This is a genomic window from Salinibacter ruber DSM 13855 (assembly GCF_000013045.1).
Taxonomy (GTDB): Bacteria; Bacteroidota; Rhodothermia; order Rhodothermales; family Salinibacteraceae; genus Salinibacter; species Salinibacter ruber.
Genome location: NC_007677.1, coordinates 2,974,671 through 2,998,632 on the forward strand (window position 1 = coordinate 2,974,671; position 23,962 = coordinate 2,998,632).

The 23,962-nt window shown below is 66.5% G+C and carries 20 protein-coding genes and 1 pseudogene; 7 read left to right on the forward strand and 14 right to left on the reverse strand.

What is annotated here, in order from left to right:
* Positions 1-96 precede the first annotated feature (96 nt).
* The 5 genes from SRU_RS12535 to SRU_RS12555 form a co-directional block, all read right to left on the reverse strand.
* Entirely contained in the window at positions 97-303 is a 207-nt protein-coding gene (locus SRU_RS12535) for a YccF domain-containing protein (RefSeq protein ID WP_164923626.1), read from the reverse strand.
* 107 nt (positions 304-410) lie between these two features.
* Positions 411-860: a GIY-YIG nuclease family protein gene (locus SRU_RS12540; RefSeq protein WP_011405106.1), complete on the reverse strand. Its 450-nt coding sequence runs from the start codon at positions 858-860 to the stop codon at positions 411-413.
* On the reverse strand, positions 857-1,924 hold the full coding sequence (locus SRU_RS12545; protein ID WP_237701742.1) for a YncE family protein: 1,068 nt from the start codon (positions 1,922-1,924) through the stop codon (positions 857-859). The genes SRU_RS12540 and SRU_RS12545 overlap by 4 nt, the downstream gene beginning before the upstream one ends.
* A gap of 97 nt (positions 1,925-2,021) precedes the next feature.
* Entirely contained in the window at positions 2,022-3,989 is a 1,968-nt protein-coding gene (locus tag SRU_RS12550; RefSeq protein WP_011405108.1) for an Ig-like domain-containing protein, read from the reverse strand.
* Positions 3,990-4,137: 148 nt separating this feature from the next.
* Complete coding sequence (locus SRU_RS12555) at positions 4,138-5,604, reverse strand: dihydrolipoyl dehydrogenase family protein (RefSeq protein WP_112904604.1); 1,467 nt, start codon at positions 5,602-5,604, stop codon at positions 4,138-4,140.
* 413 nt (positions 5,605-6,017) lie between these two features.
* Here SRU_RS12555 and SRU_RS12560 point away from each other — a divergent pair, with 413 nt between their 5' ends.
* The gene (locus SRU_RS12560) at positions 6,018-7,760 is read left to right on the forward strand and encodes a histidine kinase dimerization/phospho-acceptor domain-containing protein (RefSeq protein WP_011405110.1); all 1,743 of its coding nucleotides are present in this window, start codon (positions 6,018-6,020) and stop codon (positions 7,758-7,760) included.
* On the forward strand, positions 7,675-7,998 hold the full coding sequence (locus SRU_RS15570) for a sensor histidine kinase (protein ID WP_237702057.1): 324 nt from the start codon (positions 7,675-7,677) through the stop codon (positions 7,996-7,998). The genes SRU_RS12560 and SRU_RS15570 overlap by 86 nt, the downstream gene beginning before the upstream one ends.
* A 480-nt stretch (positions 7,999-8,478) precedes the next feature.
* On the opposite strand, the gene SRU_RS15575 is transcribed toward SRU_RS15570, so the two are convergent.
* Together SRU_RS15575 and SRU_RS15860 are read right to left on the reverse strand one after the other, a co-directional pair.
* A complete protein-coding gene (locus SRU_RS15575; RefSeq protein WP_237702058.1) occupies positions 8,479-8,811 on the reverse strand; it encodes a hypothetical protein in 333 nt (110 codons plus the stop codon).
* Between the two features lie 22 nt (positions 8,812-8,833).
* Positions 8,834-9,091, reverse strand: a pseudogene (locus SRU_RS15860) (site-specific integrase); the annotation flags it as partial.
* Between the two features lie 448 nt (positions 9,092-9,539).
* Here SRU_RS15860 and SRU_RS12575 point away from each other — a divergent pair.
* From SRU_RS12575 to SRU_RS12590, 4 genes are all read left to right on the forward strand, one after another.
* A complete protein-coding gene (locus tag SRU_RS12575; RefSeq protein WP_164923628.1) occupies positions 9,540-10,133 on the forward strand; it encodes a hypothetical protein in 594 nt (197 codons plus the stop codon).
* Between the two features lie 241 nt (positions 10,134-10,374).
* Positions 10,375-10,839 (forward strand): hypothetical protein, encoded by a 465-nt coding sequence (locus SRU_RS12580; RefSeq protein ID WP_164923629.1) that lies wholly within the window; start codon positions 10,375-10,377, stop codon positions 10,837-10,839.
* Between the two features lie 299 nt (positions 10,840-11,138).
* Positions 11,139-12,416, forward strand: a complete 1,278-nt coding sequence (locus SRU_RS12585) for an RNA-guided endonuclease InsQ/TnpB family protein (RefSeq protein WP_011405112.1) — start codon at positions 11,139-11,141, stop codon at positions 12,414-12,416.
* Positions 12,417-13,166: 750 nt separating this feature from the next.
* Positions 13,167-13,820 (forward strand): CIA30 family protein, encoded by a 654-nt coding sequence (locus SRU_RS12590; protein WP_164923630.1) that lies wholly within the window; start codon positions 13,167-13,169, stop codon positions 13,818-13,820.
* Between the two features lie 138 nt (positions 13,821-13,958).
* On the opposite strand, the gene SRU_RS12595 is transcribed toward SRU_RS12590, so the two are convergent.
* From SRU_RS12595 to SRU_RS12610, 4 genes are all read right to left on the reverse strand, one after another.
* Positions 13,959-14,486, reverse strand: a complete 528-nt coding sequence (locus tag SRU_RS12595) for a DUF1648 domain-containing protein (RefSeq protein ID WP_011405114.1) — start codon at positions 14,484-14,486, stop codon at positions 13,959-13,961.
* Positions 14,487-14,599: 113 nt separating this feature from the next.
* Positions 14,600-15,691, reverse strand: coding sequence for an ABC transporter ATP-binding protein (locus SRU_RS12600; protein ID WP_011405115.1), 1,092 nt, complete (start codon positions 15,689-15,691; stop codon positions 14,600-14,602).
* A gap of 74 nt (positions 15,692-15,765) precedes the next feature.
* Positions 15,766-17,355, reverse strand: coding sequence for an ABC transporter permease (locus SRU_RS12605; RefSeq protein WP_164923631.1), 1,590 nt, complete (start codon positions 17,353-17,355; stop codon positions 15,766-15,768).
* Between the two features lie 109 nt (positions 17,356-17,464).
* Positions 17,465-18,556: an iron ABC transporter substrate-binding protein gene (locus SRU_RS12610; RefSeq protein WP_011405117.1), complete on the reverse strand. Its 1,092-nt coding sequence runs from the start codon at positions 18,554-18,556 to the stop codon at positions 17,465-17,467.
* Between the two features lie 192 nt (positions 18,557-18,748).
* On the opposite strand from SRU_RS12610, the gene SRU_RS12615 reads away from it, so the two are divergent.
* Entirely contained in the window at positions 18,749-20,860 is a 2,112-nt protein-coding gene (locus tag SRU_RS12615) for a S9 family peptidase (RefSeq protein WP_011405118.1), read from the forward strand.
* 28 nt (positions 20,861-20,888) lie between these two features.
* On the opposite strand, the gene SRU_RS12620 is transcribed toward SRU_RS12615, so the two are convergent.
* The 3 genes from SRU_RS12620 to SRU_RS12630 all read right to left on the reverse strand — a co-directional run bounded on the left by SRU_RS12620 (position 20,889) and on the right by SRU_RS12630 (position 23,944).
* Positions 20,889-22,061, reverse strand: a complete 1,173-nt coding sequence (locus SRU_RS12620; protein ID WP_011405119.1) for a glycosyltransferase family 4 protein — start codon at positions 22,059-22,061, stop codon at positions 20,889-20,891.
* A gap of 156 nt (positions 22,062-22,217) precedes the next feature.
* The gene (locus SRU_RS12625) at positions 22,218-23,198 is read right to left on the reverse strand and encodes an aldo/keto reductase (protein WP_183956949.1); all 981 of its coding nucleotides are present in this window, start codon (positions 23,196-23,198) and stop codon (positions 22,218-22,220) included.
* A gap of 197 nt (positions 23,199-23,395) precedes the next feature.
* Entirely contained in the window at positions 23,396-23,944 is a 549-nt protein-coding gene (locus SRU_RS12630) for an ankyrin repeat domain-containing protein (RefSeq protein WP_164923632.1), read from the reverse strand.
* Between the last annotated feature and the right edge of the window lie 18 nt (positions 23,945-23,962).

A 23,962-nucleotide genomic window follows, 5' to 3' on the forward strand; every position in this document is an offset into this window, starting at 1 on the left:
CTCTTCGACTTGCGCATTGCCCGAGCAGGGGCACGAAAAGCGGGCATGATTCCTTTTGAGGCGGTTCACGGACGAGGCCCATTCGACGTGAAGGACTCAGCGGCCTCGCGCCGCCTGCGCCACCTCCTCCCGCACCACCGTCTTGCCGATCGGCGAGAGCGTGAGGCCCGCAATCTTGACGTGCTGAATGCCGAACGGGATGCCGACGATGGAGACGTACATCACGAGACCGGCCAGCCACCAGGCCAGTCCCATCTCGAGGCCGCCGATCAGAAACCAGAGGATGTTGCCGAGGGTGCGCATTGCGTCGTTACGTTTTTTCCCAAGTGGTAGGAGTCGTCTCTTTCCCGACTGCTGTTCTTCCGGGGAAGTGCCCCTTTCCACCGGACCCTACGTTGGACGGTGGAACGTTACGGCTCGAAGCGAGAGATCATCTCGTGATCCGGACACTCTCCACGAAGGCGCGTCCGGAACGTCGAGACGGATGGCGCGGCCTCAAAACGGACGAGGTGGGCCGGACAGGTACAGTCCGACGCCCCAAAGCCGTCGACCGGGACCGAGGCGCCGGAGAGCGACCGGAGCACCGCGGCCCACGTGCACTCGCGGCGCTCGGGGTCGTGGGTGTACCAGACCGCCTCCAGCGCCGTGGCCGCACGCAGGTAGTCGACGTGCCAGTGCAGCGCGCCATCGCCCCGAGCGTGCCGCCCCACCCGGGCGCGGAGCCCGCCGGGGCCGAAGGCGCTCCCGACGTAGACGTACACGCCGGGCCGGACCGTCATGGCGCCGAGGGCGCCCACCTCAATCTCCTGTCTCTCTTCATTCTGGAGCAGCAACGCGTAGGTACCGGGCGCGTCCGTCATCGGGCCGAGGTGGTCGTCGCATCCGTCTTCCAGAACGCGATGCCGCCCGCCTGCGGCCCCACCTCGACGGACGCAACCCGCTCGTTCGACCGCAGGTCAAACACGTCGACGGCGCCCGGGTCGTCGCCCCGCCCCTCCGCCGAGACGAACGCGTAGCGGCTGTCGGGCGAGATCACGACGCCGTGCGTGACGGACTGGCTGTTGGCCAGCCGCGCCGCCCGCTCGCCCGTCTCCAGGTTCCAGATGCCCGTCTCGCCGGTCCCCTTGTAGGAGACCACGAGCGTCGTGCCGTCCGGCGACACCTCCAGGTTGTACGGCGCGGTCCCCTCGCCCGTCGGCAGCCGCTGCGTGACCGCCCAGTCGTCCCGGTCCACCACGACCACCTCGTCGGCCCCATTGTGGGCCACGTACGCCAGCGGCCGCGAGGGGTGCGGGTCCACCCATGTCGGCTTCGGCGTGCCCTCGCCGGTCGTGAGGGTGCGCGTGACCCGGCCCGTGAGCACGTCAACTTCGTGGAGCGTCCCGTCCATCATGCTCACCGAGTAGTGCGTGCGCCCGTCCGGCGCGAAGCGGGAGCCGTGCGGCATGATGCCCGTCTCGATCCGGTCCACCTCCGTCATGGCCTCCGGATCGACGACCGACACGGTGCTTGGCTCCGGCTCGCCGTGCAGGTTGAAGTTCGCAACGTAAAGCAGGCCCGTCACGGAGGAGACCTCCATCGTGGCCGGAAACATGCCGACGTGGGCGGTGTCGACCTTCGCGTTCGTCCCCGTCTCGTACTTCGCGACGCGGCCGTAGGGCTTGCCGTGGGCGATGGACACGAACCAGTGCTCCCCGTCCGGCGCCACCGTCATGCCGTGGGCCCCCTCCGTCTCGGGCGCGATGTAGCCGACAGGAACGGTTTCCTCCACGGTCGCCGATTCGGTGTCGGCATCAAACCGCACCAGGGCCACCTCGTCGGCCGACTCGGACGCGACGTAGGCGTAGTAATTCTGGGCGAGGGCCGGCGCTGCTGCCAGGCCGAACAGGCAGATGACAAGGAGGAGCGTCCGGAGCAGGTGCATGGGGGTTGGTTGATGGGTTGGTCGGTTAGTGGGTTGGTGAGTTGGGGCCATCGGTCCCTCCTCACTCGTCAGGCCTCACGCATCACGTCCTCACGCATCACTCTTCCCTCGTCAGCTCCACCGCCCAGAGGCCGGAGTTCCAGTCGGAGAAAAAGACGTGCCCCTTGTACGGCTGCGGCCCCCAGGCCATCGCGGCGTTGGGGATGCGCCCCTCGGGGTCGTGGGATTTGAAGTGCGCAATCTCGCGGCCCTGTTCGTAGAGGTTGCCCTTCAGGTCGCCGGACAGGTCCACCACGCGCAGCCCGGCGTTGTAGTAGGCGACGTAGAGCGTGTCGCCGTCCACCCAGAAGTTGTGCGAGCCGGCCTCGGGCACGCGGTACCGCGCCTCCTCGGACGGGGTCTCGGGGTCGGTGACGTCGACGAAGTGGAGCCAGCCGGCGGGAATGGTCGGCTCGTTCTCGGTGTTCAGGCCGTTGGGGAAGGCCTCGTCGCCTGCAACGACCCAGTCTTTGCCCGTCTCCGCGTCGTCGTACGGAAACGCGGCGTGGTTCCAGCCGCTTGGGTAGGCGTAGCGCCCGATCTCGACCGGATTCGAGGGCGAACCGCCCTTCACGCCGTTGCCCACGTCCACCATCACGACCCCGTCGTCCCAGTTCGACGAGTAGGCGATGCCGTCGTCCACCCACACGTCGTGGATCGAGTGGCCGGGCGTCTCGAGCTCGAAGTCGGTGACCCGGGTCGGGTTCGCGCGGTCCTCGATGTTGATGATTTCGTAGCGGCGGCCGTTGCTGAGGGCGTAGACGTGGTCCTCGTAGATGAACAGGTTGTGGACGCCGCCGGTGAGGCGGTTCGTGTACTCGGTGATGATCGACACGTCGGTCGGGTCCGAACAGTCGAGAATCACCATGCCGTTCTTCCGGTCGGACGCCCCCTCGCGGCTGATGATACAGGTGCGCCCGTCGTCGCTCACCTTCACGTCGTTGACCGTGCGCGCGTCGACGGTGACCGTGTCGACCGGCGTGATGTCGGACGGGTCGGTCACATCCCAGAAGTAGGCCTCGCCGTCGCCGCCCCAGGTGCCAGTGATGGCGTAGTCGCGGCCGTCCGGCGCCTCCCACACCCAGAGGTCCGAGGTGTGCACGTTGGAGACGCGCCCCCGGCCCACGACCTCGATCGCCCCCTCCAGGCCGCGCGGCGTGACGGAGACGGTGTGCGTGGCGGTGTGCCCCCCACTCGTGGCCACGACAGTGTACTGCCCGGCGTCCTCCGCGACGAAGCGGCCGTCGGCTCCAATCTCGGCGGTGGCGCCCGGCGCGATCTCTTCGGTGTGGTCGGTGCGCACCGCGTACCGGATCGGGGCGTCGCCCACGGCGGTGCCGGCCTCGGTGCGGGCCGTCGCCGCAAAGTCGAGCACGTCCCCCGTGCGGGCCGAGTCGGCCCCGCCGCTCAGGGTCAGCGACGCCACCGGGTTCTCCCTCACGTCCACGGTCGTGGTGGCCTCGTGGCCCTCCACTCGAGCCGTAATCGTCACGCGTCCGGGCGCCTCGGCGTCGATTCGGTGCAGCCGATCCACCGTGGCCACCTCGGGATTGCTGCTCTCCATCTGCACGGCAACATCATCGCGCACCTGCCCGTCTGCCGTCCGGGCCTCGGCGACGAAGGGCACCTGCGTGCCCGCATAGACTTGCGCCGGGGCCTCGGCGAACGCCACCTCACCGACCGGGGCCTGGGCAACCGTCACCGGCACGCGCTGCACGATGCGATCCTGAGACCCGGTGCCGGGCCGCAGCGCGATGATCTCGTGGGTGCCGGGGGCCTCGGCCGTCACCTCGCCGCTGCGGGACGTGAGCGCGCCGTCGCCCCGGGCGTAGAAGACGACGGTCGTGTCGCGCCTGCGCTCCCCGTCCGCGTTCACGTAATAGGCCTCCAGCTGCTGGCTCTGCCCAACCTGGAGGGTGGGACGAGTCGGCTCGACCTTTAGCGACTGGCCGTAGGCGGACGGGGCGAGGAGGAGCGCAGACGCGACGGCGGCGATTCCCGTCGCGAGCACGAGGCGAATGGACATGAGCGTGCAGGGACGAAGTGGAAAACAGGGGCGCGGAGAGGAGCGTGTTCACACGCCCTTTCCACCAGCCGTCTCCCCCAAGGTTTCTTTTGCCGGCACGTCCTCATCGACTGCGCGTCCGTCCAGCCCGCCTCCCTTCGTCTCCGGGCTACACGATCTCGTCCGGCCCGTACTTGAGCACCGGCCCGCGGTAGCCGAAGACCGTCTGCAGCATCTTCGTGACGGTGGGCGACTGCTTCTGCACGTACCACTGATCCGCCACGCGGCGCACCCCCTCGCCGTAGGCCGGGTAGGGGTGGATCGTGTCGCCGATGTTGCGGAGCGTGACGCCGTTGCGCATGGCAATCGTGAACGCCGTGATGAGCTCGCCGGCCCGCTCGCCGAGGACGCTCGCGCCCAGGATTTTGCCGGTGAGCGACGTGGCGTGCACCTTGATCTGACCGGTCGTCTCGCTCTCGGTAATGGCGCGGTCGAGCTGGTCGTAGGGGAAACGGTAGGTCTCGTACGAGACGCCCTGCTCGTCGAGGTCGGCGGCGTGGGCGCCCACGTGCGCCAGCTCCGGCTCCGTGTAGGTGACCCACGGCACGTGGTCGGCGTCGATTTTGGAAGGCACCTTCAGGAGGGCGTTCGTGACCGCCACTTTCGCCATGTGGTTGCTCATGTGCGTGAACTGGTAGCGGCCCGTCACGTCGCCCACGGCGTAGACGTGGCCCTGGCTCGTGCGGCAGCGGTCGTCGACGGTGATGCCCTGGCGGGTATAGTCGATGCCCGCGGCGTCGAGGTGGAGGCCGTCGACATTGGCCGTACGGCCCGTGGCGAGAAGCAGCGCGTCGGCCTCCACGGGGCCCTGCTCGCCCGCCGAAATGGTGATGGTGCCGCCGGACTGCGCCACCTTCTCCACCTGCGCGCCTAACACGTACTCGACCCCTTCCTCCTCCAGCGTCTCGCGCAGCGTGGCGGCCAGCTCCGCGTCGTCGTTGGAGAGGATGCGGTCGGCCATGTCGAGCACGACGACCTCCGTGCCGAGCCGCGCAAAGGCCTGCGCCATCTCGGTCCCGATCGGCCCGCCCCCCACGATCGCGAGCCGCTCCGGCTGCTCCTCCAGCTCGAACAGCGACTCGTTCGTGAGGACGTCGACCTCGCCGAGGCCCTCGATGGGCGGGACGAGCGGACGCGCCCCCGCCGCGACGATCACGTAGCGGCCCGTCACCTGCTCGGTCGACCCGTCCGCGCGCTCCACGCCCACGGTGTGCGCATCGATAAAGTGCGCGTCCCCCTCCCGCACGTCGATGTCCAGGTCCTCGAAGATTTCCGGCGCGTCGGCCTCCTCGTACACCTCCTGGCGCACCTGGCGGACGTGGTCCATCACGCCCCCAAAGTCGACGTCGACGGACTGGTCGGTCAGGCCGTATTTGCTGGCCGTCCGGGCCTGGTGCACCACCGTCGCGGCCTTGAGGAGCGTCTTGCTCGGCACGCAGCCGGTCCAGGTGCAGTCGCCGCCGAGGGCGTCCCGCTCGATCATGGCGGTCTTGGCGCCGAGGTTGGTGGCGATGCCGGCCGCGGAGAGGCCGCCGGCGCCGCCGCCAATCACGAGGACGTCGTAGTCGGTCGTCATGGAAACAAGGGATGATGATGAGACCTCAGGGTGATGTACTGTACTGCTTGGAGCCTCAGTCGTTACGACGGGCCCGCCCGACACACGACCCCGTGTCACGCGGCCCACAGGCCACGCAGGAGACCGCCCCGAACAGAACGACGGCCGCAGGCCTCTGCTGCCCCCCGTGGTGCGGACCGGAGACGTTCCCACCGGACGCTCGTGGCCCCACACGGGCGACAGGGCCGTGGGCCCCAGGGCCTTAGTTTCAAAAAACATAATTTGGCTCTGCCGCCTCGGCCCGCGATAATTGAAGGCGCAGCCCCTCGACCGGGCGGTTCTCGTTTTTCTTTGTCCCGTTTCCGAAGGGGCACGCCGACGCTCAGAGTCGGCAAGACGATCTTTTCGATGCATCCTCCCTCCCCCACCGTTCGATGCCCCAACTGATTCTCTCCCTCCTCCTCGGCGCGTGCCTTCTCGGCGCTCCCTCTACCGCTCGTTCGGCCCCGCCGCCCCCAATTGATAGCCTCCAGATGCGCCTCACCCCAATGATCTCGGCCATACTCGCAGACGGAGACGGGGACGGCACGCCGGACCGACTCGGCGACACCCTGGCCGTCAGCGGACGGGTGACCGCGGCTCCCGCTCAACTCTCTCACGTCCGTCCCAGTGTGGCCACCCTTCAGGACGACACCGACGGGATTCACGTTCGTCTCCCCGACGGCCCGCTCGTGAGCCGGGGCGACAGCCTCGTTGTGCGGGGACGGCTCCTGCAGGCGAGGGGCTTGACGGCAATCGACGTGGCACAGTACCGAGTCGTGCCGTCGCCCCCCCGCACCCCGGTGCCGGTCCCCCTCACCGTGGCCACCACCGTCGAAGACCACTATGAGGGCTGGCTCGCCCGAACACGGGGACGGGTCGTCGACAAGCGACGCACCTCCAGGGGCCGGTCTCTCGTGCTCGAAAGCCCGGACGGGTCCTCGTCGGCCCGGCTGTCCCTCTTCGTTGCCGACCGCCACGGAGACCGGTTCCGGCTGGATCGGTTCGAGACGGGGGACGTCGTCGAGGCGACGGGCATCGTAAGCCAACACGGAAACCGGTACCTGATCGAGCCCAGGGACGACGGCGACCTCGTGCAGAGCGGCCTGACCTGGGAATACCTCCGCGTTGCCCTCATCATTCTCGGGGGCCTGGCGACGGGGGCCGTGATCTGGGGCGTTGTGCTGCAGGGGGCCGTGGACCGCCGCACCCGCCAACTGAAGGAGGCCAAGCGCGAGAGCGAGCGGATGCGGAAGCTGTTCGAATCCGTCTTCGAGAGTGCCCCCGTAATGATCATGCTGCTCGACGAGGACAACCGGTTCGAGCGCATTAACAAGCAGTTCGAGGACGTCCTGGGGTGGACCGAGGAGGAGCTGTTGGCACGGGACGATGCCTGGACGCTCTTGTATCCGGACGACACGGATCGACGCGAGACCCTGGCGTTCGTGGACGGGGCCCCGACGGACCGCCTGGAGTCTCGCCCCGAGACCCGAGATGGGCACCAGCTGATTACAGAGTGGTGGCGAACGGACCTTGAGGAAGGGCGGCGCCTGTGTCTGGGCGTGGAAATCACCGATCGCAAGCGTCAGGAACGGGACCTGCGCCGGGCAAAACAGCACGCCGAAACGGCCCGGCGGGAGGCGGAGGAAGCCAACCGGCTCAAGTCGGTCTTTCTCGCGAACATGAGCCACGAGATTCGAACCCCGCTCACGTCCATCATTGGGTTCGCCGAAACCATTGGGGACGCGGCCGGGGACGCGGCTGGGGAAAACGTTGTGCGGTTTGCCCGCCTCATCAAAAACAGCGGACATCGGCTCCTGAACACGCTCAACGCAGTGTTGAACCTGTCGAAGTTGGAGACGGGAGAGATGGACCTCTCTCTCGAACCGGTCGACCTGACCCAGGAGGCCCGAAGCAGCGCCCGTCAGCTTCTCCAGAAGGCCGACGAGCGTGGCATCGACCTCCATGTAGAAACCCCCAATCGACCGGTGGTTTCGCGGGCGGACAGCGGGGGGGGTTCAGATCATCCTTCGCAACCTCATCTCGAATGCCATCAAGTACAGCGCGGAAGGGTCGCGGGTGTGGGTGCGCGTCCACGAAGACGACGCGGGGGCTGCGGTCCTGGAGGTAGAAGATGAGGGGATGGGCATGGATCCGGGCGAGGTCGAGGACCTATTCGGGGCGTTTCGACAGGCCTCCGAGGGGCACGACCGCACCCACGAAGGGACGGGCATCGGCCTCGCCGTAACGAAAAAGGCGGCCGACGCGATGGAGGGGACGGTCACTGTTGAGACCGAACAGGGAGTCGGCAGCCGATTCAGCGTGCAGCTGCCACGCGCCGAGGGCGTCGAGCCTCAGCACGCCACACGGCCGTGACGAAACGCTCCCCTGCCCGCAGCGAGGCTGGACGATTGCCCCCCATTCTGCCTTCCGTGAAATGCGCTCCTCATCTGCATCGGATCGGTGCCCCCAAGCCCCCACCAATCGTGAGAAATCCCCCCGCAGGGGACGAATGTGCTGCGGGACGCCCTCTCACCAGGTGAACGCAGAGCGAGGTGGCCCCGGGTTGCCCCCGATGGTCTCCGTGCGGGCCGAAAGGCGAAGAGAAGGCCCGTCCCCTTGGCCGCGATGCTGGGGGACACGAGCGAGGACGAGGGGGCAGCGAACGGAAGCGGGAGCGCCGGGCATTGACGCGATCGGTTCTCACGAAGTGGCACGGACGCCCCGAAGAACGGGCGGGCGGCAACGCCGCTACGGAAGCGGCGCAGCCCAGAGACTACTTCCGCCCTTCGGTCAGGGCGCTCGGGTATTTTCGCGCGAGCGCCTTCGGCATCGAGGCCGTGCCGTCCCCTGCCGTCAGGTCTTCCCCCCAGAGGGCCTTGCTCTTGCGAAGCGGCCGCCGGAGGGGGCTTCGAGCGACGCGGGGCGCATCGTGCAGCGATCGTTCTTCCCGCTGCCCTGCCGCACCGTGATCTGCTCGTACTCAAAATCCAGGTCCTTGACTCGCAATCGACGTGCCTCCGAGGGCCAAAGCCTGGCCCCGTAGAGCAGATGAGCAACGAGGCCGTCGAGCCCGTCCGTCTCTTCCAGGAGCGCCTTCACTTCCTCCGGAGTCCGAACGACCGGGGGCCGCTCCGGCCCTTGAGCCCGCTCGAAGTCGGATCCCGCGTCCCACCCTGCGCCGAGCACGCCCAAGCTGGAGAAACAGAAGGGCGTTGAGGGCCTGGTTCTGCGTGGCGGCGGCCACGTTTCGATCCATGGCGAGGTGGGACAGGTAGTCCCGAACCTCTTCTTTTCCAAACGCACGCGGATGCTGAGTCCCGTGCTGCTTGACGTAGCGGACGATCCAGCGGTGATAGGTCTTTTCCGTCCAATAGGTGTATCCTTTTCGGCGACAGGCCGCCCGAACGCGATTCAAAAAGGGGGACGAGCCACCCGAAGACGAGTCCGGTGAAGACGAACCGGCCATGACGAGGAAGCGGAAGACATTTGGCTTGATGTACACAGAAGAAAACTGTACACTGTAAACGCATACACTCCGGTCGGCATAACGTTATTATCCGGATCGGTTCGGCATAACACTCATTCCATTTTCGCAAATGCTTGGATCTTATGGACTTCTCCGATCCATCGACTCATATTATGCCGATCGTCATAATGTGATATGACGGAATGGATCCGTATAAGATATGTTATAGCGCCGCTCACTCTCCACCAGCTTCTATATTTCGATGCCCTGGCTAGATAATCGGTGTAGAGGGACAACCCAGAAGGGACACCGGACCCACTTGGTACGAGTAGGCGAACGCGCTCCGAACAGCCTTAGTGGACCGAACCAACAGGAGGCTTTGACCTTAACAAATTCCCAGAGAGCTGAGGCGGTAGTAAGTGCTTTAGTCAAGGGCAGTCGTGTCCGCTTGCGCTACTTTGACTGGCCTGACTATGCAAAGCATGACACCGAATTAGACGCGCCTAATTTAGCGTACGTCTACAACATGGGGAGGGATGAGTGTGGATGGAAAGATATTGGGGTCTCTGGTGGTCTATCAGACGCAGAGCTCGATATCTACAAATCTGATGATCGTGACGGCTTTGCACGGGTTAATGTGGTTGGGAATGAAGACTTAGGTATCCAGAAAGGATTCGATGAGTACGGCGGGGGTTGCCATATTTCTATTGGGGTGAGCTCTACGTTTGGGATCAAGGGAGGAAGATGGACTAACGAGGAGGTGAGTATCGGAGGGGATGGTAAAATGGTAATAAAAAATGATGGAGGTAAAGTAGTATTTTCAGAAAACCTACCCGAGTCATATGGTAGTCAAGAGCGGGGTAACCATTGGCCTCCTGCTGAAAATGCCGCGGAGGTAGCCTTTGAAGAGTCGCCTCATGGATCGATCGAAATATTAGAAATGGGTTACACCTCCGAAAAAGCCTCTCTTTATGGGTTTAAGAGATTGTGGGAGTGGGGGGTAAAAAACTGCAGTTTGCCTTCTTTAACAAGTGGCAAATAAGGCGCTATAACACGGCGCTATACCTGAAAATGGGCGCGGGCGTTGTCAGGCGGGGGTAACCGAGCGGGTTCTGCTTCGCCGACCAGGAGTGACGATACCGGGAAATGGTAACTTCGTGGACCGGGGCAATCTGTTGTATCGTCTTCTGCCGGACCTTTTCGCGCCCATTTCAGCTAAGCTCTACGTTATGCGGCGATACAATCATTTGTAAACAAACCGCTCTCACGGAATCCGCATTGCCATGACAACCATGACAAGAGGACTCGCCGAGGAAGTAAAGCGACGCGCCTTCCGCGAACTCCGCCAGCGTGACGAGGAGGGTAGTTTCCTCGGCCTGAACTACCGGCAGAAGCAAGCCTTCAACGAGAAAGATGTCGCCGCCGTGCGCCCGATTCTCGATCAGCGCCTTAAGCGCACCAAGCGTACGCTCTGGGGGATGGGCCTCTCGGTCCCCATCGTGCTCGTCCTCGAGTTATACCTCGAACTGTATTGGTGGCCGGGTTCGGCGGGAGAAGGGGGCGTGCGTGGGGCGCTCGGGTTAGCTGTTTCAGCACTGTGGGCAATGTTCTTTATGGGCTACGCGTTGAAGGTAGCGCTGCCGAGAATCGCGGCTTTCGAGCGTGCGCGCGTGCTTTTCGAGGAGAACGCATCGAATTCGGGTCCGCATCAAGGGGTTGGCGCCACCGAGGAAGAGATCGCCGCATAACCAGCGGCTGCACGTGGACGCAGGGCCGGTGCGTTTGGGTTGCCGCTGCGCTAACTTGAAGACTCATTGTTTCAGCCGACCGGCAGCGTGCCCTGCGCCGGTGAGCCGCAAACCGTTATGCGTGTGCCGAAAAGGTCTCGTTCTTCGAGATAGAACGAACGAATCCAATGTATGAGCAGCTGTTTTCTCGGTTTACATTATTGAGTAGAGCGCGAGAAGAGCAGTAAAGGTCCCGTGCTTTAGCCGGGACATACACGGACTCTCCCGAAAGCTTTCGGGACGAAGTGAGAACAACCGCCATGTATTTGACTCGCAAGCTCAAATTGGGCCAGACCGACCAGCTTGACCGCCTTGCGCGGCAAGCGGGAGAACTGTGGTCTACCTTGACGAAGTGGCACTGGCGCTTCGCCCGTCGCCAAGGCTACTGGCTCTCGAAGGGACAGGCCCAGAAGATGTACTGTAAAGGCTTCGACGGGCTGCATAGCCAATCTGCTCAAGCAGTGGCAGACAGCTTCTACGACAGCCTCCAGAGTTGGCGTAAAAAGCGCAAGAACGGAGACTACGAGGGGCTCCGCCCGCCCTACAAGCAGAAGCGGTATTTCAAAGTCCAGTGGAAGTCAGGGGCAATTAAACTCCGAGACGATGGCGTGCTTCGCCTCTCCAATGGGCGAGGGAACAACCCGGTGTTGATTGACTGGCCTTCGGAGAAGGAACCAAAGCGCGTTGAGATTGGGTGGGACGGAGATCAATACGAACTCCGATGCCAGTACAATGTCGAAGAAGATCAAGAGCCGAAGGGCACTAAGAAAGCAGGAGTAGACCTCGGAGAACGGCATCTTGCGACTGTATATGTCGAGAACGGAGAGAACATCAGTGTTCACGGCGGACGGCTTCGTTCGCTCCGCAGGCAACACAACCGAATGTTGAGCACCCTGAGGTCGAAGATCGACCGCAAAGAGAAAGGAAGTAGGCGTTGGAAGCGGCTCGCCAGAGCCAAGGACCGGCAACTGCGGAAGATCCGAAATCAAATCGAGGACTTCCTGCACAAGGTCACGACGCGGCTGGTAAATGTCCTCCACGAGAGACGGACAGGAACAGTTGTAGTCGGTGATCTCACGGGAATCCGAGAGCGGATCAAGTACGGAGACCGAATGAACCAACGCCTACACCAGTGGGCATACTCGAAGTTCGAGCACATGCTCACCTACAAGGCCCAGCTTCGCGGAATGACCGTTGAGCGGGCCTCGGAAGCCTACACCTCACAGACGTGTCCGAGTTGCGAGCACAGGCATAAGTCAAATGGCAGAGACTTCAACTGCCCGCAATGCTCATTTGAGGGGCACCGGGACGTGGTAGGAGCACGAAATATTCTGAACGAGAGGTATCCTGGGGACGAACCGACAGGTTCTACCCAGGTAGCTGGCGAGATGGCTTCGCCCACCGGAGTGCGGTATCGTCCGCACATGCGAACCGAGCCGACAGGCTCTGAACCGCAACGGTGTAACCCGGCGACCGCTGGTAAGACCTGCACAGAGCCGAGAGGCTCTAGTAGGCAGGCGGGCAGACCCGTGGGATAAGGGCAGAGAAGCCCGCAGAAGAATCTCCCGGCTTTAGCCGGGGGAGAAGTCAAAGAGGCGTTCAAGTCCTCCCTCGAGGATCCGGATATCCATCTGAGCTACACGGATCGACAACGGCTCAAGGCCGGGGAATACGCCGAAGTCGCAGCGGAGAAGCTGCCCACGCTTGAACGCAGAATCTATTGGGCAAAGGCATACGCTGCAGTCGCGACAGTGCTGTTGATTTCTGGGGGCGTGCTAACGGGGCTCTCCTACGTGGGAGTCGGTGTGAACTGGACACTGGAGGAATTCGCCTTTCCGCTCTACCTTGCTTTTTGCATGGGGTTTGTCGCTTTAGCAGGAATGTGGAGGATGGTAAAGTTGGAGAAGCAGCGTCTCCTCTGTGAACTAGTGGTGGCTCAGAGTGAAGAGGAGACCGCCGAAAAGAAAGAAAAGGCAGCCGCATCCCCCCCGATGTAGCGAACGAGGGACCATCGCCACTGTCAATTGGGACTGGGCGGGTCGGCTCGGCGCCGCGGGTCGGACGTGGCAGCACGAAAGGGTGGCGTCTTCGACCTTCGATGTCTTCCTTGGATGAATGCGGGAGGTGACACTTTTCCTTGCCCGTCGCGAGCCCATCTTGTCCGTTGAGCGGAGGCACGAGGCCGCGTCCCCTCGCAACAGTTGAGGCGCTCCCGGATTCAGAAGACGAGGGCCCCCAACGTCCCGACACCGCACACTCGAAGCGGCCCCTCTTTCCGGATCAAGGATATGACTCGTCTTCTCGCGCTCGCAGTCGTCCCCGCGGTCCTTCTCGTCGGGCACGTTTTCCACCGCCCGGCCCCGACGACGGACGCCCCGGGCCCACCGCTCACAGACCCAAACAGCCCTGGCAGTCCCCCTTCGTCCGGCCCCCCCTCCTGTCCCGCGCCCCTGATGCTCTTCACCTTCGACGGCGCCGATACGGCCCCGTGGCGCGTCGAGAACGACGGCGTGATGGGCGGGCGCTCGGAGGGCTTCGTCGAGGTCGCCGACGGCACGCTCGTGTTCACCGGAGAGGTGGTCACCGAGGGCGGCGGGTTCACGTCGGTCCGCGCGGCGTCGCGGGCGGACCTGTCGGGCTACGACGGGATCGAACTTCGCGTCCGCGGCGGGGGGCGCACGTTCGAACTCGACGTCGACGACGGAACCCGGAGCCGGGGGCGGGAGGTGAGCCGCCGCGGGCCGGTCCCGACGCGCGACGCCTGGACGACCGTCCGCGTCCCTTTTGACTCACTGGAGGAGACCGCATACGGCGAGCCCGTGCGCGTCGACCCGCTCGACCGCTCGGCCGTGCAGTCGATCGGGATCTACATCATCGACGGACAGGACGGCCCGTTTCGGCTGGAGGTGGACTGGATCCGGGGGTACCGCGAGGCGGAGTAGGCAACCGGTTCGAGGGGCGGGGCACGTCATGCCTTCGGGTTTGAGCCGCACCTCATTCGCGGATTCCCGCCCCCCTCGGCCTCGGCCCTCCCTTTTCTACGCAACTGAGGCGATGTCCCAGCTCGAGTACCACAGCGATTACGGTCCTCGGTCGCCCGCGAGCCGCCGCACGCGCCGCGGCAGCCACCACGCCAGGGCGCCCGTCGCGATCGTGAGGACCACAGGGATGCCGAGGGTGAGTGCCCACCCGACCTCGGGGAGCGTGTTCGTGGCCGACGTGGCCACGTGATAGGTGCTCCCCTGTGCGACCACGAACAGGACCAGCGTCGCCGTGGCCGTCCCGTACAGAAAGGTCTGCACGTGCCCCGCAATCAGACGCTGGTCCGCCGGCCGCAGGGCATCGTACCGCTGCTGGTCCGGCATGCTGACGGCGGCGGGCCTCGTGCCCACCCACCACGCGGCGCCGTAGAGCCCCCCCACGACGACGATCGCAATGGTCGGGAGGACCATCCAGTGCAGGAGCGTCGCGTCCCAGTAGGCATCCGCCGTGCCGCCCAGGCCGAAGTGGCGCGGCACCCGGGCGGGGAGCGTCGGAAACACCCACAGGCTTCCCCCGACGAGGAGCAGCGAAAGGGCCGCATTCAGACCGTGGGTCAGGCGATCCATCGCGGGACGAGTGGGTCAGCGCGAAGGCGTCGCGGGCGCGCTACACGGCCTCCGGTTAGAGGCACATACCGGGGAGCATGAGCGTTTGGTAAGACAAAAAGGGGCACCAGCGGCTATGGTTCCGGCTCCGGGGTCGCACCGCTTGGCACCTCGGCGGGGGTCGACCGGCTCTCCAAAACGACGGCCGGTTCGAGGGGGCGGACGGCCACCGTGTCGCCCGGCTCGTAGAACCGCCGGTTGTCGGTGTGGACGAGGTACTCGCTCCCGCCGCAACACACCCGGTACGTGATGTCGTGTCCCTTGAACGCCCGGCCCACGACCGTCCCCACCGTGCCGTCCGAGGCCTCCGGCGCCTCCAGCGCGAGGTGCTCCGGCCGCATCGACACCAGCACCGTCCCCTCCGCCGCCTCGTTGAGCCCCACGCGCCCCAGCGGCGTGTCCGCCTCGGTGCCGGCGGCCTGCGAGAGCAGCAGGTTGGTGCGGCCCAGGAACTGGGCGACGAAGAGCGTACGGGGGTGGTAGTAGACCTCCTCCGGCGTGCCGATCTGGTCGAGCTGCCCGCCCCGCATCACGGCCAGGCGGTCGGCAAACGAGAGGGCCTCCTCCTGGTTGTGCGTGACGAAGACGGCACTCATGCCCTTGTTCTTCAGGAGCTCCCGCACCTCCTGGCGCGTCTCCTGTCGCAGCAGGGCGTCGAGGTTGGAGAAGGGCTCGTCGAGCAGGATGAGGTCCGGCTCCGGGGCGAGGGTGCGCGCGAGGGCCACCCGCTGCTGCTGCCCGCCCGAGAGGTGCTGGGGCCGCCGGTCTTCGAAGCCGTCGAGCCCCACCATCTCCAGCACCTCCTGCGCCCGGGCGGACCGCGCCGCCTCCGACGCCCCATCGAGCCCAAACGCCACGTTCTCGCGGACCGTGAGGTGCGGAAAGAGGGCGTAGTTCTGAAAGACAATGCCCACGTCCCGCGCGTCCGGCGACACGTGCACGCCGGGTCCGGAGAGCGTCTGGTCCCGCACCGCGATCGTGCCCGCCGAGGCCTCCTCAAAACCCGCCACACAGCGAAGCGTCGTCGTCTTGCCGCAGCCGCTCGGGCCCAGGATCGAAAAGATCTCCCCGTCCTCCACCTCGAACGACACCTCGTGGACGACGGGCGGGGCCTCGGGCCCAAACCGCTTGGTCAGGTTCTGAACGGAGAGGATCGGGGTGCTCATGACAGAAAATGGCACCTATCGTCGGCCGGGGTCGTTCCCGGCGTGCCGTCCAGCGACGGCACAATTGAACGGGTCTACGTGCGCTCCGCAGCCGCGGGGCGCTCGCTCGCCTGCTCGCGGAGCAGCAGCACGCCCACGAAGAGCGCCGAGACGAACATGATGGTGAGCGCGTAGGGGGCCGCCTGCCCAAACATCGCCTCCTCCGCGTAGCTCCACGTGTTGAGGGCGAGCGTTTCGAACCCGATCGGCGCCAGGAGGAAGGTGAGGGGCAGCTCCTTCATGGCCGAGAGGAAGACGAACGCCATGCTCACGAGCAGGCCGCGCCGCACGAGCGGAAAGGTGACGCTCACGAACGCCCCGAGCGGCGAGCGGCCCAGCGACCGGGCGGCCTCCTCGAGGTGGGGCGGCGCCTGGTAGAGCGCGCTCCGCACGGGGCCCACGGCCTCCGCCATGAAGTGAAGCGCGTAGGCCGTCACGAGCAGGGCCAGCGTCTGGTACGCGAACGGCACAACCCCGAGCGAGAACACGATGAGCGCGAGCGCAAAGGCCAGCGGGGGCGTGGCGTAGCCCAGGTAGGCAGCACGCTCGACGACGCGCGTCCAGGGAGACGGGTGCCGCACGCCCAGGTACGCCACCGGCAGCGCCAGCAGCGCCGCCAGCACGGCGGCGGGGGCGGAGGCCGACACCGAGTCCCAGAGGGCCGCCCCCAGGCCGGCCCAGGGCACCCCGCCCGCCGCCGCGTCGGTCATCCAGTACCCCACCGTGCCCGCCGGCAGGACCACCGACAGCCCCGCCACGCCCAGCGCAAAGGCATACCCGCCCCAGCGCCAGCGTCCCAGCTCGTACCGGACGGCGGTGCGGCTCGTGCCGCTCTCCGTCCGGTGAAACAGGAGCCCCTTCAGCAACCGCGCCTCCAGCAGCAGGATCGCGCCTGTCAGGATCAACAGCATGAGCGCGAGGCAGGCCGCATAGATGCGGTCGTAGGAGGCCGCGTACTGGATGTAGAGCGCGTAGCTGAACGTGTCGTACCGCATGAGCGACACGACCCCGAAGTCGCCCAGCACGTGGAGGGCCACCAGGAGCCCGCCCGACAGGAAGGCCGGGCGCAGCTGCGGCAGCACCACCTGCACGAAGACCCGCCACCGGCCGCGCCCCAGCGCCTGGGCCGACTCCTCCAGGGACGGATCCAGCCCCAGGAAGGCAGTCCGGAGGTTCAGAAAGAGGTACGGGAACGTCGAGAGGCTGAGCGCAAGCCAGGCCCCGGTGTAGCCGCTTAGCCGGGGCACCACGAGGCCGAGTGTCTGCGCGAGCGTGCCGTATTCGCCCGTCGTGGCCATCAGGGCGTACGCCATCACGTAGCCGGGCACCGCGAGGGGGAGCACGCCCAGCAGGGTGAGCGCCTTTCGGCCCGGGAGGGCCGTGCGGGTGGTCAGCCAGGCCAGCGGGAGCGCCAGTGCGCTCGTGCCCGCGAGCACGCCCGCAGTGAGCCCCACCGTGTTCCACAGGAGCCGCAGGGTGCGCCCCCGCACCACCAGGTCCCACAGCGTCCCCGGGTCCGCCTGGAAGGCGCGGAGCAGCAGGTACACCAGCGGAATGAGCACGCCCCCCAGGACGACCGCCACGGGGATTGTCACGTACCAGCGGCGGCGGATCGTGTCCAGCACGCGAGCGGGAGATCGGTTTTGCGAGTGCGGGTGAACGGACGGACGCGTGGACGCGTGCGGAGTGCCCTCCTCGTTCCTCCGCACGCCCACACAACGTCCCGGCAAGGCGCTAGAGCGCCCCGGCGTCGCGGAGCAGATCGAGCGTCGGCTCCATGTTCTGGAGCTTCTGCAGGTCGAACTCCGGACTCATCTTCAGGGCCTCGTCCGCCGGCATCAGGTAGTCCGGCACCGACGCGCCCGACACCACGGGATACTCGTTTACACGGGTCGCGGCGAAGGACTGCGCCTGTTCCGAAAGCAGGAACCGCAGGAACCGGTTCGCCGCGTCGGGCTGGTTGCTCGTCTGCAGCGCTCCCGCCCCCGTTACGAGGGCAAGGTTGCCAAGGTCCCCGTCGGCAAAGTGATACATCTCAACCGGCGCGGAGGCCCGGGGCGTAGCCTCCTCCTCGTGCTCCTCGCCCTCTTCCTCCTCCCCCTCGTACTCGCCCTCCGCCCCCTCGTACTCGCCCTCCGCCCCGCCGTGCTTCAGGCGCAGGACGTAGTAGTGGTTCGTCAGCGCCACGTCAATCTCGCCGGCCTCCAGGGCCTGCACCATCGGCGTGTTGGAGGTGTAGCTGTTCGGGTTCAGCGCCTGCATGTCCGACAGCCACGTGCGGGCCGTCTCCGCCCCTTCCGTCACACGGAGCGCCGTCACGAAGTCTTGGAAGCTCGAGTAGGCGGGCGTCCATCCAACGCGGCCCTCAAACTCCTCGTGCTCCGGCAGGTCGAGCACCGAGTCGGGGAGGTCTTCCGGGCTCACCGCGTCGCTGTTGTAGGCCAGCACGCGGAAGCGGGTCGTGACCGGGGTCCACCGCTGGTTCGACGGGGTGAAGCGGGCCGCGCGATTCGCCAGCGTGTCGGGCAGCTCGGTCAGCAGGCCGTTGTTGACGGCGTTGCCCAGGGCGCCGGTCGTGTTCGCCCAAAACACATCGGCCGGAGACTGGTCGCCCTCCTCCTGGAGCGCGGCCAGCAGCTGCGAGTCGGTGCCGTAGCGCACGCGGACCGGCACGTCCGCCTGCTGTCGGTACTGCTGGACGAGCGAATCAACGAGGGCCTTGCTGCGGCCCGAGTAGATGACGAGCTCGTCCTGCTGCTCCCCGCCGCATCCGAGCAGGGACAGGACCAGGGTGACGACGAGGCTGAGGCTGAGAAGTCGCTTCATGAGAGGTGCGTGTAGGGTTGGGTGAGCTGAATTTGTTTAGATTGATTCTAAAGAAGGCGGGCGAGAGATGACACGGGACGCGCCGGGGGACGCGTTTAAATCGCAGAAACTCCACACAAATCGCAGACTCACCCGCCTCCGCTCGACTCCTTCGTCGCCGTAGCCCCACGGATCCGGCCCCGCAGGCCACACATGATTGCCTTCGCGGCCTGGGTCTCTTTTCTTCGTAGGTACGCGACTCGTCCCCTGTGCACTTTCCTCACGCCCCCGATGGCCCGCCGCGTTGTTCTCGCCCTGCTCGTTGCGCTCGCCCTTCCCGCCCTCGCCCACGGCCAGGACGCACCCTTCTCCCGCATGGACGTGTTTGACCTGGAGTGGGTGACCAACCCACAGGTGTCTCCCGACGGCAGCCAGATCGTGTATCAGCGGCGGGGCATGGACGTGATGGAGGACCGCCGCACCTCCGCCCTCTGGCGCCTCGACGCGGACGGCACCGACCACACGAAGCTGACCTCCCGCACGGCCGACGAATCCTCGCCCCGCTGGTCCCCGGACGGCTCGAAAATCGCGTTCACCAGCTCGGACGAGGAGCACGGCACCGAGATTTACGTCCACTGGGTGGAGCAGAACAAGACCGCTCGCATCACGCAGTTGGAGAATGCCCCGAGCGGGCTCTCGTGGTCGCCGGACGGAACGCACCTCGCGTTTTCCATGCACGTGTCGGCCCCCGAGCCCACGCTGGCCTCGCGCCCGGAGCCGCCCGAGGGCGCCGACTGGGCGGAGCCGCCCCGCGTGGAGACGCGCCTCAACCACGAGTCGGACGGGACGGGCGTCCTGGACTACGGGCACGACCACCTGTTCGTGGTGCGGGCCGACGGCGGCCGCGCCCGCCAGGTAACCGCCGGCGACTACAACCACTCCAGCCGCCCGGTGTGGACGCCTGACGGGGAGGCGCTCCTCTACTCGGCCAACCGCCACGACAACTGGGAGCGCGAGCGCCGCAACTCGGAGCTCTACAGGGTGCCGGTGGACGGGGGTGAGAGCACGCCGCTGACGGACCGGTTCGGCCCCGACCACACGCCCCGCGTGTCGCCGGACGGGGAGACGATCGCCTACCTCGGGTACGACGACGAGGTCCAGACCTACCAGGTGACGCGGCTCTACGTGATGGACCGGGACGGCTCTAACCGGCGGGTGGTCGACCTGGGCCTGAACCGCTCGATCGACGACATCGCCTGGGACGAGGACGGCGAGGGCCTGTACGTCCAGTACGAGGACGAGGGCACGACCAAACTGGGGCACACGACCCTCGACGGCTCGACCTCGGTGGTGGCGACGAATCTGGGTGGCACCTCGATCGGCCGCCCGTACGGCGGGGGCGACTTTTCCGTCTCTGAGGCAGGACGCCTTGCCTTCAACCAGACCTCGCCCGCCCACCCCGCCGAGCTGGCGGTCACGCGCCGGGGCCGGGACACGACGCGGCGGCTCACGGACCTGAACGGGGACCTCCTCGACGACCGCACCCTCGGCGCCGTGGAGGAGATCCGCTACTCCTCCTCGAAGGACGGGCGCGAGATCCACGGCTGGGTGGTGACGCCGCCGAACTACGACCCGGACCGCGCCTATCCGCTGATGGTGGAGATTCACGGCGGCCCGATCTCGAATTACGGCGACCGGTTCTCCGCCGAGATTCAGCTCTACGCGGCGGCTGGGTACGTCGTGTTCTATCCCAATGCGCGGGGCAGCACCAGCTACGGCGAGGCGTTCGGCAACCTGCTCTACAACGACTTCTCGGGCGGGGAATACCAGGACATCATGGACGGGGTCAATCAGCTCGTCGAGCGGGATTACGTGGCGGCCGACAGCCTGTACGTCACCGGCGGCAGCGCGGGCGGCACCTCCGCCGCCTGGATCACGGGCAAGACCGACCGGTTCCGGGCCGCGGCCGTGCAGAAGCCCGTCACCAACTGGATCAGCAAGACCCTGGCGGCGGACAACTACTACGGCTACGCCGAGTACCGCTACCCGGGCCAGCCGTGGGAGAACCCGATGGAGTACTGGGACGTGTCCCCGGTCTCGCTCCTCGGCTCCATGAGCACGCCGACGGTCGTCATCGTGGGGGGCGACGACCTCCGCACGCCCCCCTGGCAGGCGAAGCAGCTCTACAACGGACTCAAGCTGCGCGGCGTAGAGGCGGCCTACGTCGAGATCCCGGGCGCCTCCCACGGCATTTCGTACCGGCCCAGCCAGCTCATCACGAAGGTCGACCACGTGCTCGGCTGGTTCGACCGGTACCGGCAATAAATTCTCGGGGCGCCGGGCAGCTCTCCTCTCAGCCCGCGTGCCTCGCCGCGAGCCGTTCGATGGCCTCCATCAGGCGGGCGGGCTGCTGGGCGCGCTTCCGCTCGCGCACCCCCTCCGTGAGCCGCCCGGCCCAGTCCGCCCGGACAAAGCGACCGATGGCCCGGGCCAGGGCCTCCGGGTCCTCGGGCGGCACTACGAAGCCGGCCTCCTCGTGTGGAATCGACTCCGCGAGGCCGCCGACGTCGGTCACCACCATGGGCCGCTCGAAGTGGGTCGCGATCTGGGCGACGCCGCTCTGCGTGGCCGACACGTACGGCTGCACCACGAGGTCGGCGGCGCAGAAATAGGTCGGGACCGCGTCGGACGGGACGTAGGCGTCGTGCCACTGCACCCGGTCGTGAAGCCCGTGCCGGTCGATAATCGCGCGGTAGCGCTGCGGGTCGTCGTACGGCTCCCCCGCCACGACGAGGCGCAGGTCGGGGTGGTCGGCCAGCACGTCCGGCATCGCCTTCAGGAGAACGTGCAGCCCCTTGTATTCCCGCACGAAGCCGAAGAAGAGAACCACCGGCGCATCGTCGGGCAGGCCGAGTGCCGCGCGGGCCTCGCCCCTCGGGACGGGGTCCCCGAAGCGTTCGTAGACCGGGTGGGCAATCTGTTCGATCTGTGCCCCAGGCCCGGCCAGCCGCCGGGCATCGGCGGCCACGGCGTCGGACATCACGACGTGCCCGGCGCAGGCGTCAAGGAAGAAGCGGCTGAGCGCCGCGTCGCCGAGATGCCGCTCGTGGGGCAGGGCGTTGTGCACGACGGCGAACGAGGGAATGCCGTAGTGCCGCCGCAGTCCCCGCGCAACGACGCCGTAGGCGGGCGCGAAGAACGGCATCCAGTACTGAAAAACCACGGCGTCGGGGGCCGCGTCCCGCAGGTGAAACCCCGTTCGGAACCACGAGAACGGGTTGATGGAGTCCAGCGGGCGGGGGGCGCCCCGCACGACCGGGGGCGCGTCGCTCTCCGGCTCGTACTGCGTCTCGCCGGGAAAGAGGAGCTCGGGATACTGCCGCGAGAAGTTGACCGGCCGCACGTCGTGCCCGCGCTCGTCCAGCCCCGTCACCGTCATCTCCGTGAAGTGCGCAATGCCGCCCCGGTACGGGTGCATCGGACCGAGGACTGCAATCTTCCATTTTTCATTGTCCCCTTGTCCCATTTTCCGCTCTCGCTTTCTCTTCAAAGACCAACTACCCCCCTTCCACTTTCCCAAATTGAAAACCGCACTACTGTACGCCACACTATCCCTTCATCATCGACCGTCGACGAAAGCCAATGTCGAAATGAGACGATGAGAAACTGACAGACTGACCTGCTACCGATTTACAGTGCTCATGTCCGGGTAGCGGTCGCCGGCCGCCACGCCCTGGGGCGCGATCTCGTCGATGCGGGCAAGCTCCTCCTCGGAGAGGGAGACGTCGAGCGCCGCAATGTTTTCGTCGAGGTGATCCGGATCGGTGGTGCCCGGGATCGGGACGATGTCGTCGCCCTGGTGCAGCACCCAGGCGAGGGCGAGCTGCGCGGGCGTCACGTCCTTCGCGTCGGCCAGCCGGTTCACCTCCGCCACCAGGTCCAGGTTCTTCTGAAAGTTCTCGCCCTGGAAGCGCGGGTTGTGGCGGCGCCAGTCGTCCTCCGGCAGGTCCTCGGGCGACTGGAAGCGGCCGGTGAGAAAGCCGCGGCCGAGCGGGCTGTACGGCACGAAGCCGATGCCCAGCTCGCGGCACGTCGGCAGAATGTCGTCCTCCGGGTCGCGGCTCCAGAGCGAATATTCCGTCTGGAGCGCCGTGATGGAATGCTCCTCGTTCGCGCGGCGGAGCGTGTCGGCGGCGACCTCCGACAGGCCCAGGTGCCGCACCTTTCCCTCTTCCACGAGCCGCCCCATGGCCCCCACCGTGTGCTCGATCGGCACCTCCGGGTCCACGCGGTGGAGGTAGTACAGGTCGATGGTGTCGACGCCGAGGCGCTGCAGGGAGTCCTCACAGGCCGTCTTCACGTAGCTCGGGCGGCCGTTGAGGCCGTGCATCTCGCCCGCCTCGTCCCGCACGATGCCGAACTTGGTGGCAATCGTGACCCGGTGCCGGTGCGCGTCCAGCACGCGGCCCAGAAGCTTTTCGTTGGTGAAGGGGCCGTATATGTCGGCGCTATCGAAGAAGGTAAGGCCGCGGTCCAGGGCCCGCTGGAGCGTCTTGATGGCCTGGTTCTCGTCGGGCGTGCCGTAGAAGTCAGACATGCCCATGCAGCCGAGGCCGACCGCGGAGACGGTGAGGGTGCTGGTTCCGAGCGTGCGTTGCTTCACGGTACGAGTGGGGTCGGGAGACAGAATTGCGTAGTAGAAGGAGGTGCCGCGCAGTCCAACGCCTCCCCCCACGGGCTGTTGCGCGGCTCGCCGAGGGGCCGCGTCCACGGGCCCGAACGGGGCGGAATGGGGCGGAACGAGCCGCGCGTTCCGGCACGCGGCGGCGGATGCACGGGCGGGTCCCCGTACGTTGATGCTCACGCCCCCGCCGTGGCCTGCCGCAGCCGCTCGGCGATCTCCTCGTGCCCTTCCGCGGCGGCCTGCTCGGCGGCCGTTTGGCCCTGCTCGTTCGTCGTCGTGGGGTCGGCCCCGTGCTCCAGCAACAGGTCCACGAGTGCCGACTCCCCGTACGTGGCCGCGTACATGAGCGCCGTCGCGCCGCGGGCCCCGGTCGCATTCACGTCGGCCCCCGCCTCGATGAGCACCTCCGCCGCCTCGGCAAGGCCCTTGAAGCAGCACCCCATGAGGGGCGTGCTGCCGCTGGGGTCCGACCGGTTCGGATCGGCCCCGTGCTCGATCAGCAGATCCGCCATCTCGGGCTGATCGCTGTAGGCGGCGATCATGAGGAGGCTGTGGCCGTGCTCGTTCGTGTGGTTGGGATCCATTCCCTGTTCGAGGAGCCCCTCCATGGCCTCGGTGTCGCCCCGGCGAGCAACCTCGTGGCCGTCGGCGTCCCGGGGCTCGGTGTCCTGCCCGTCGCCGGTGGGGGACGGGCTGTGGGGATCAGCGGACTCAGAATCGGACATGCGGTCGGGGGGTGTTGG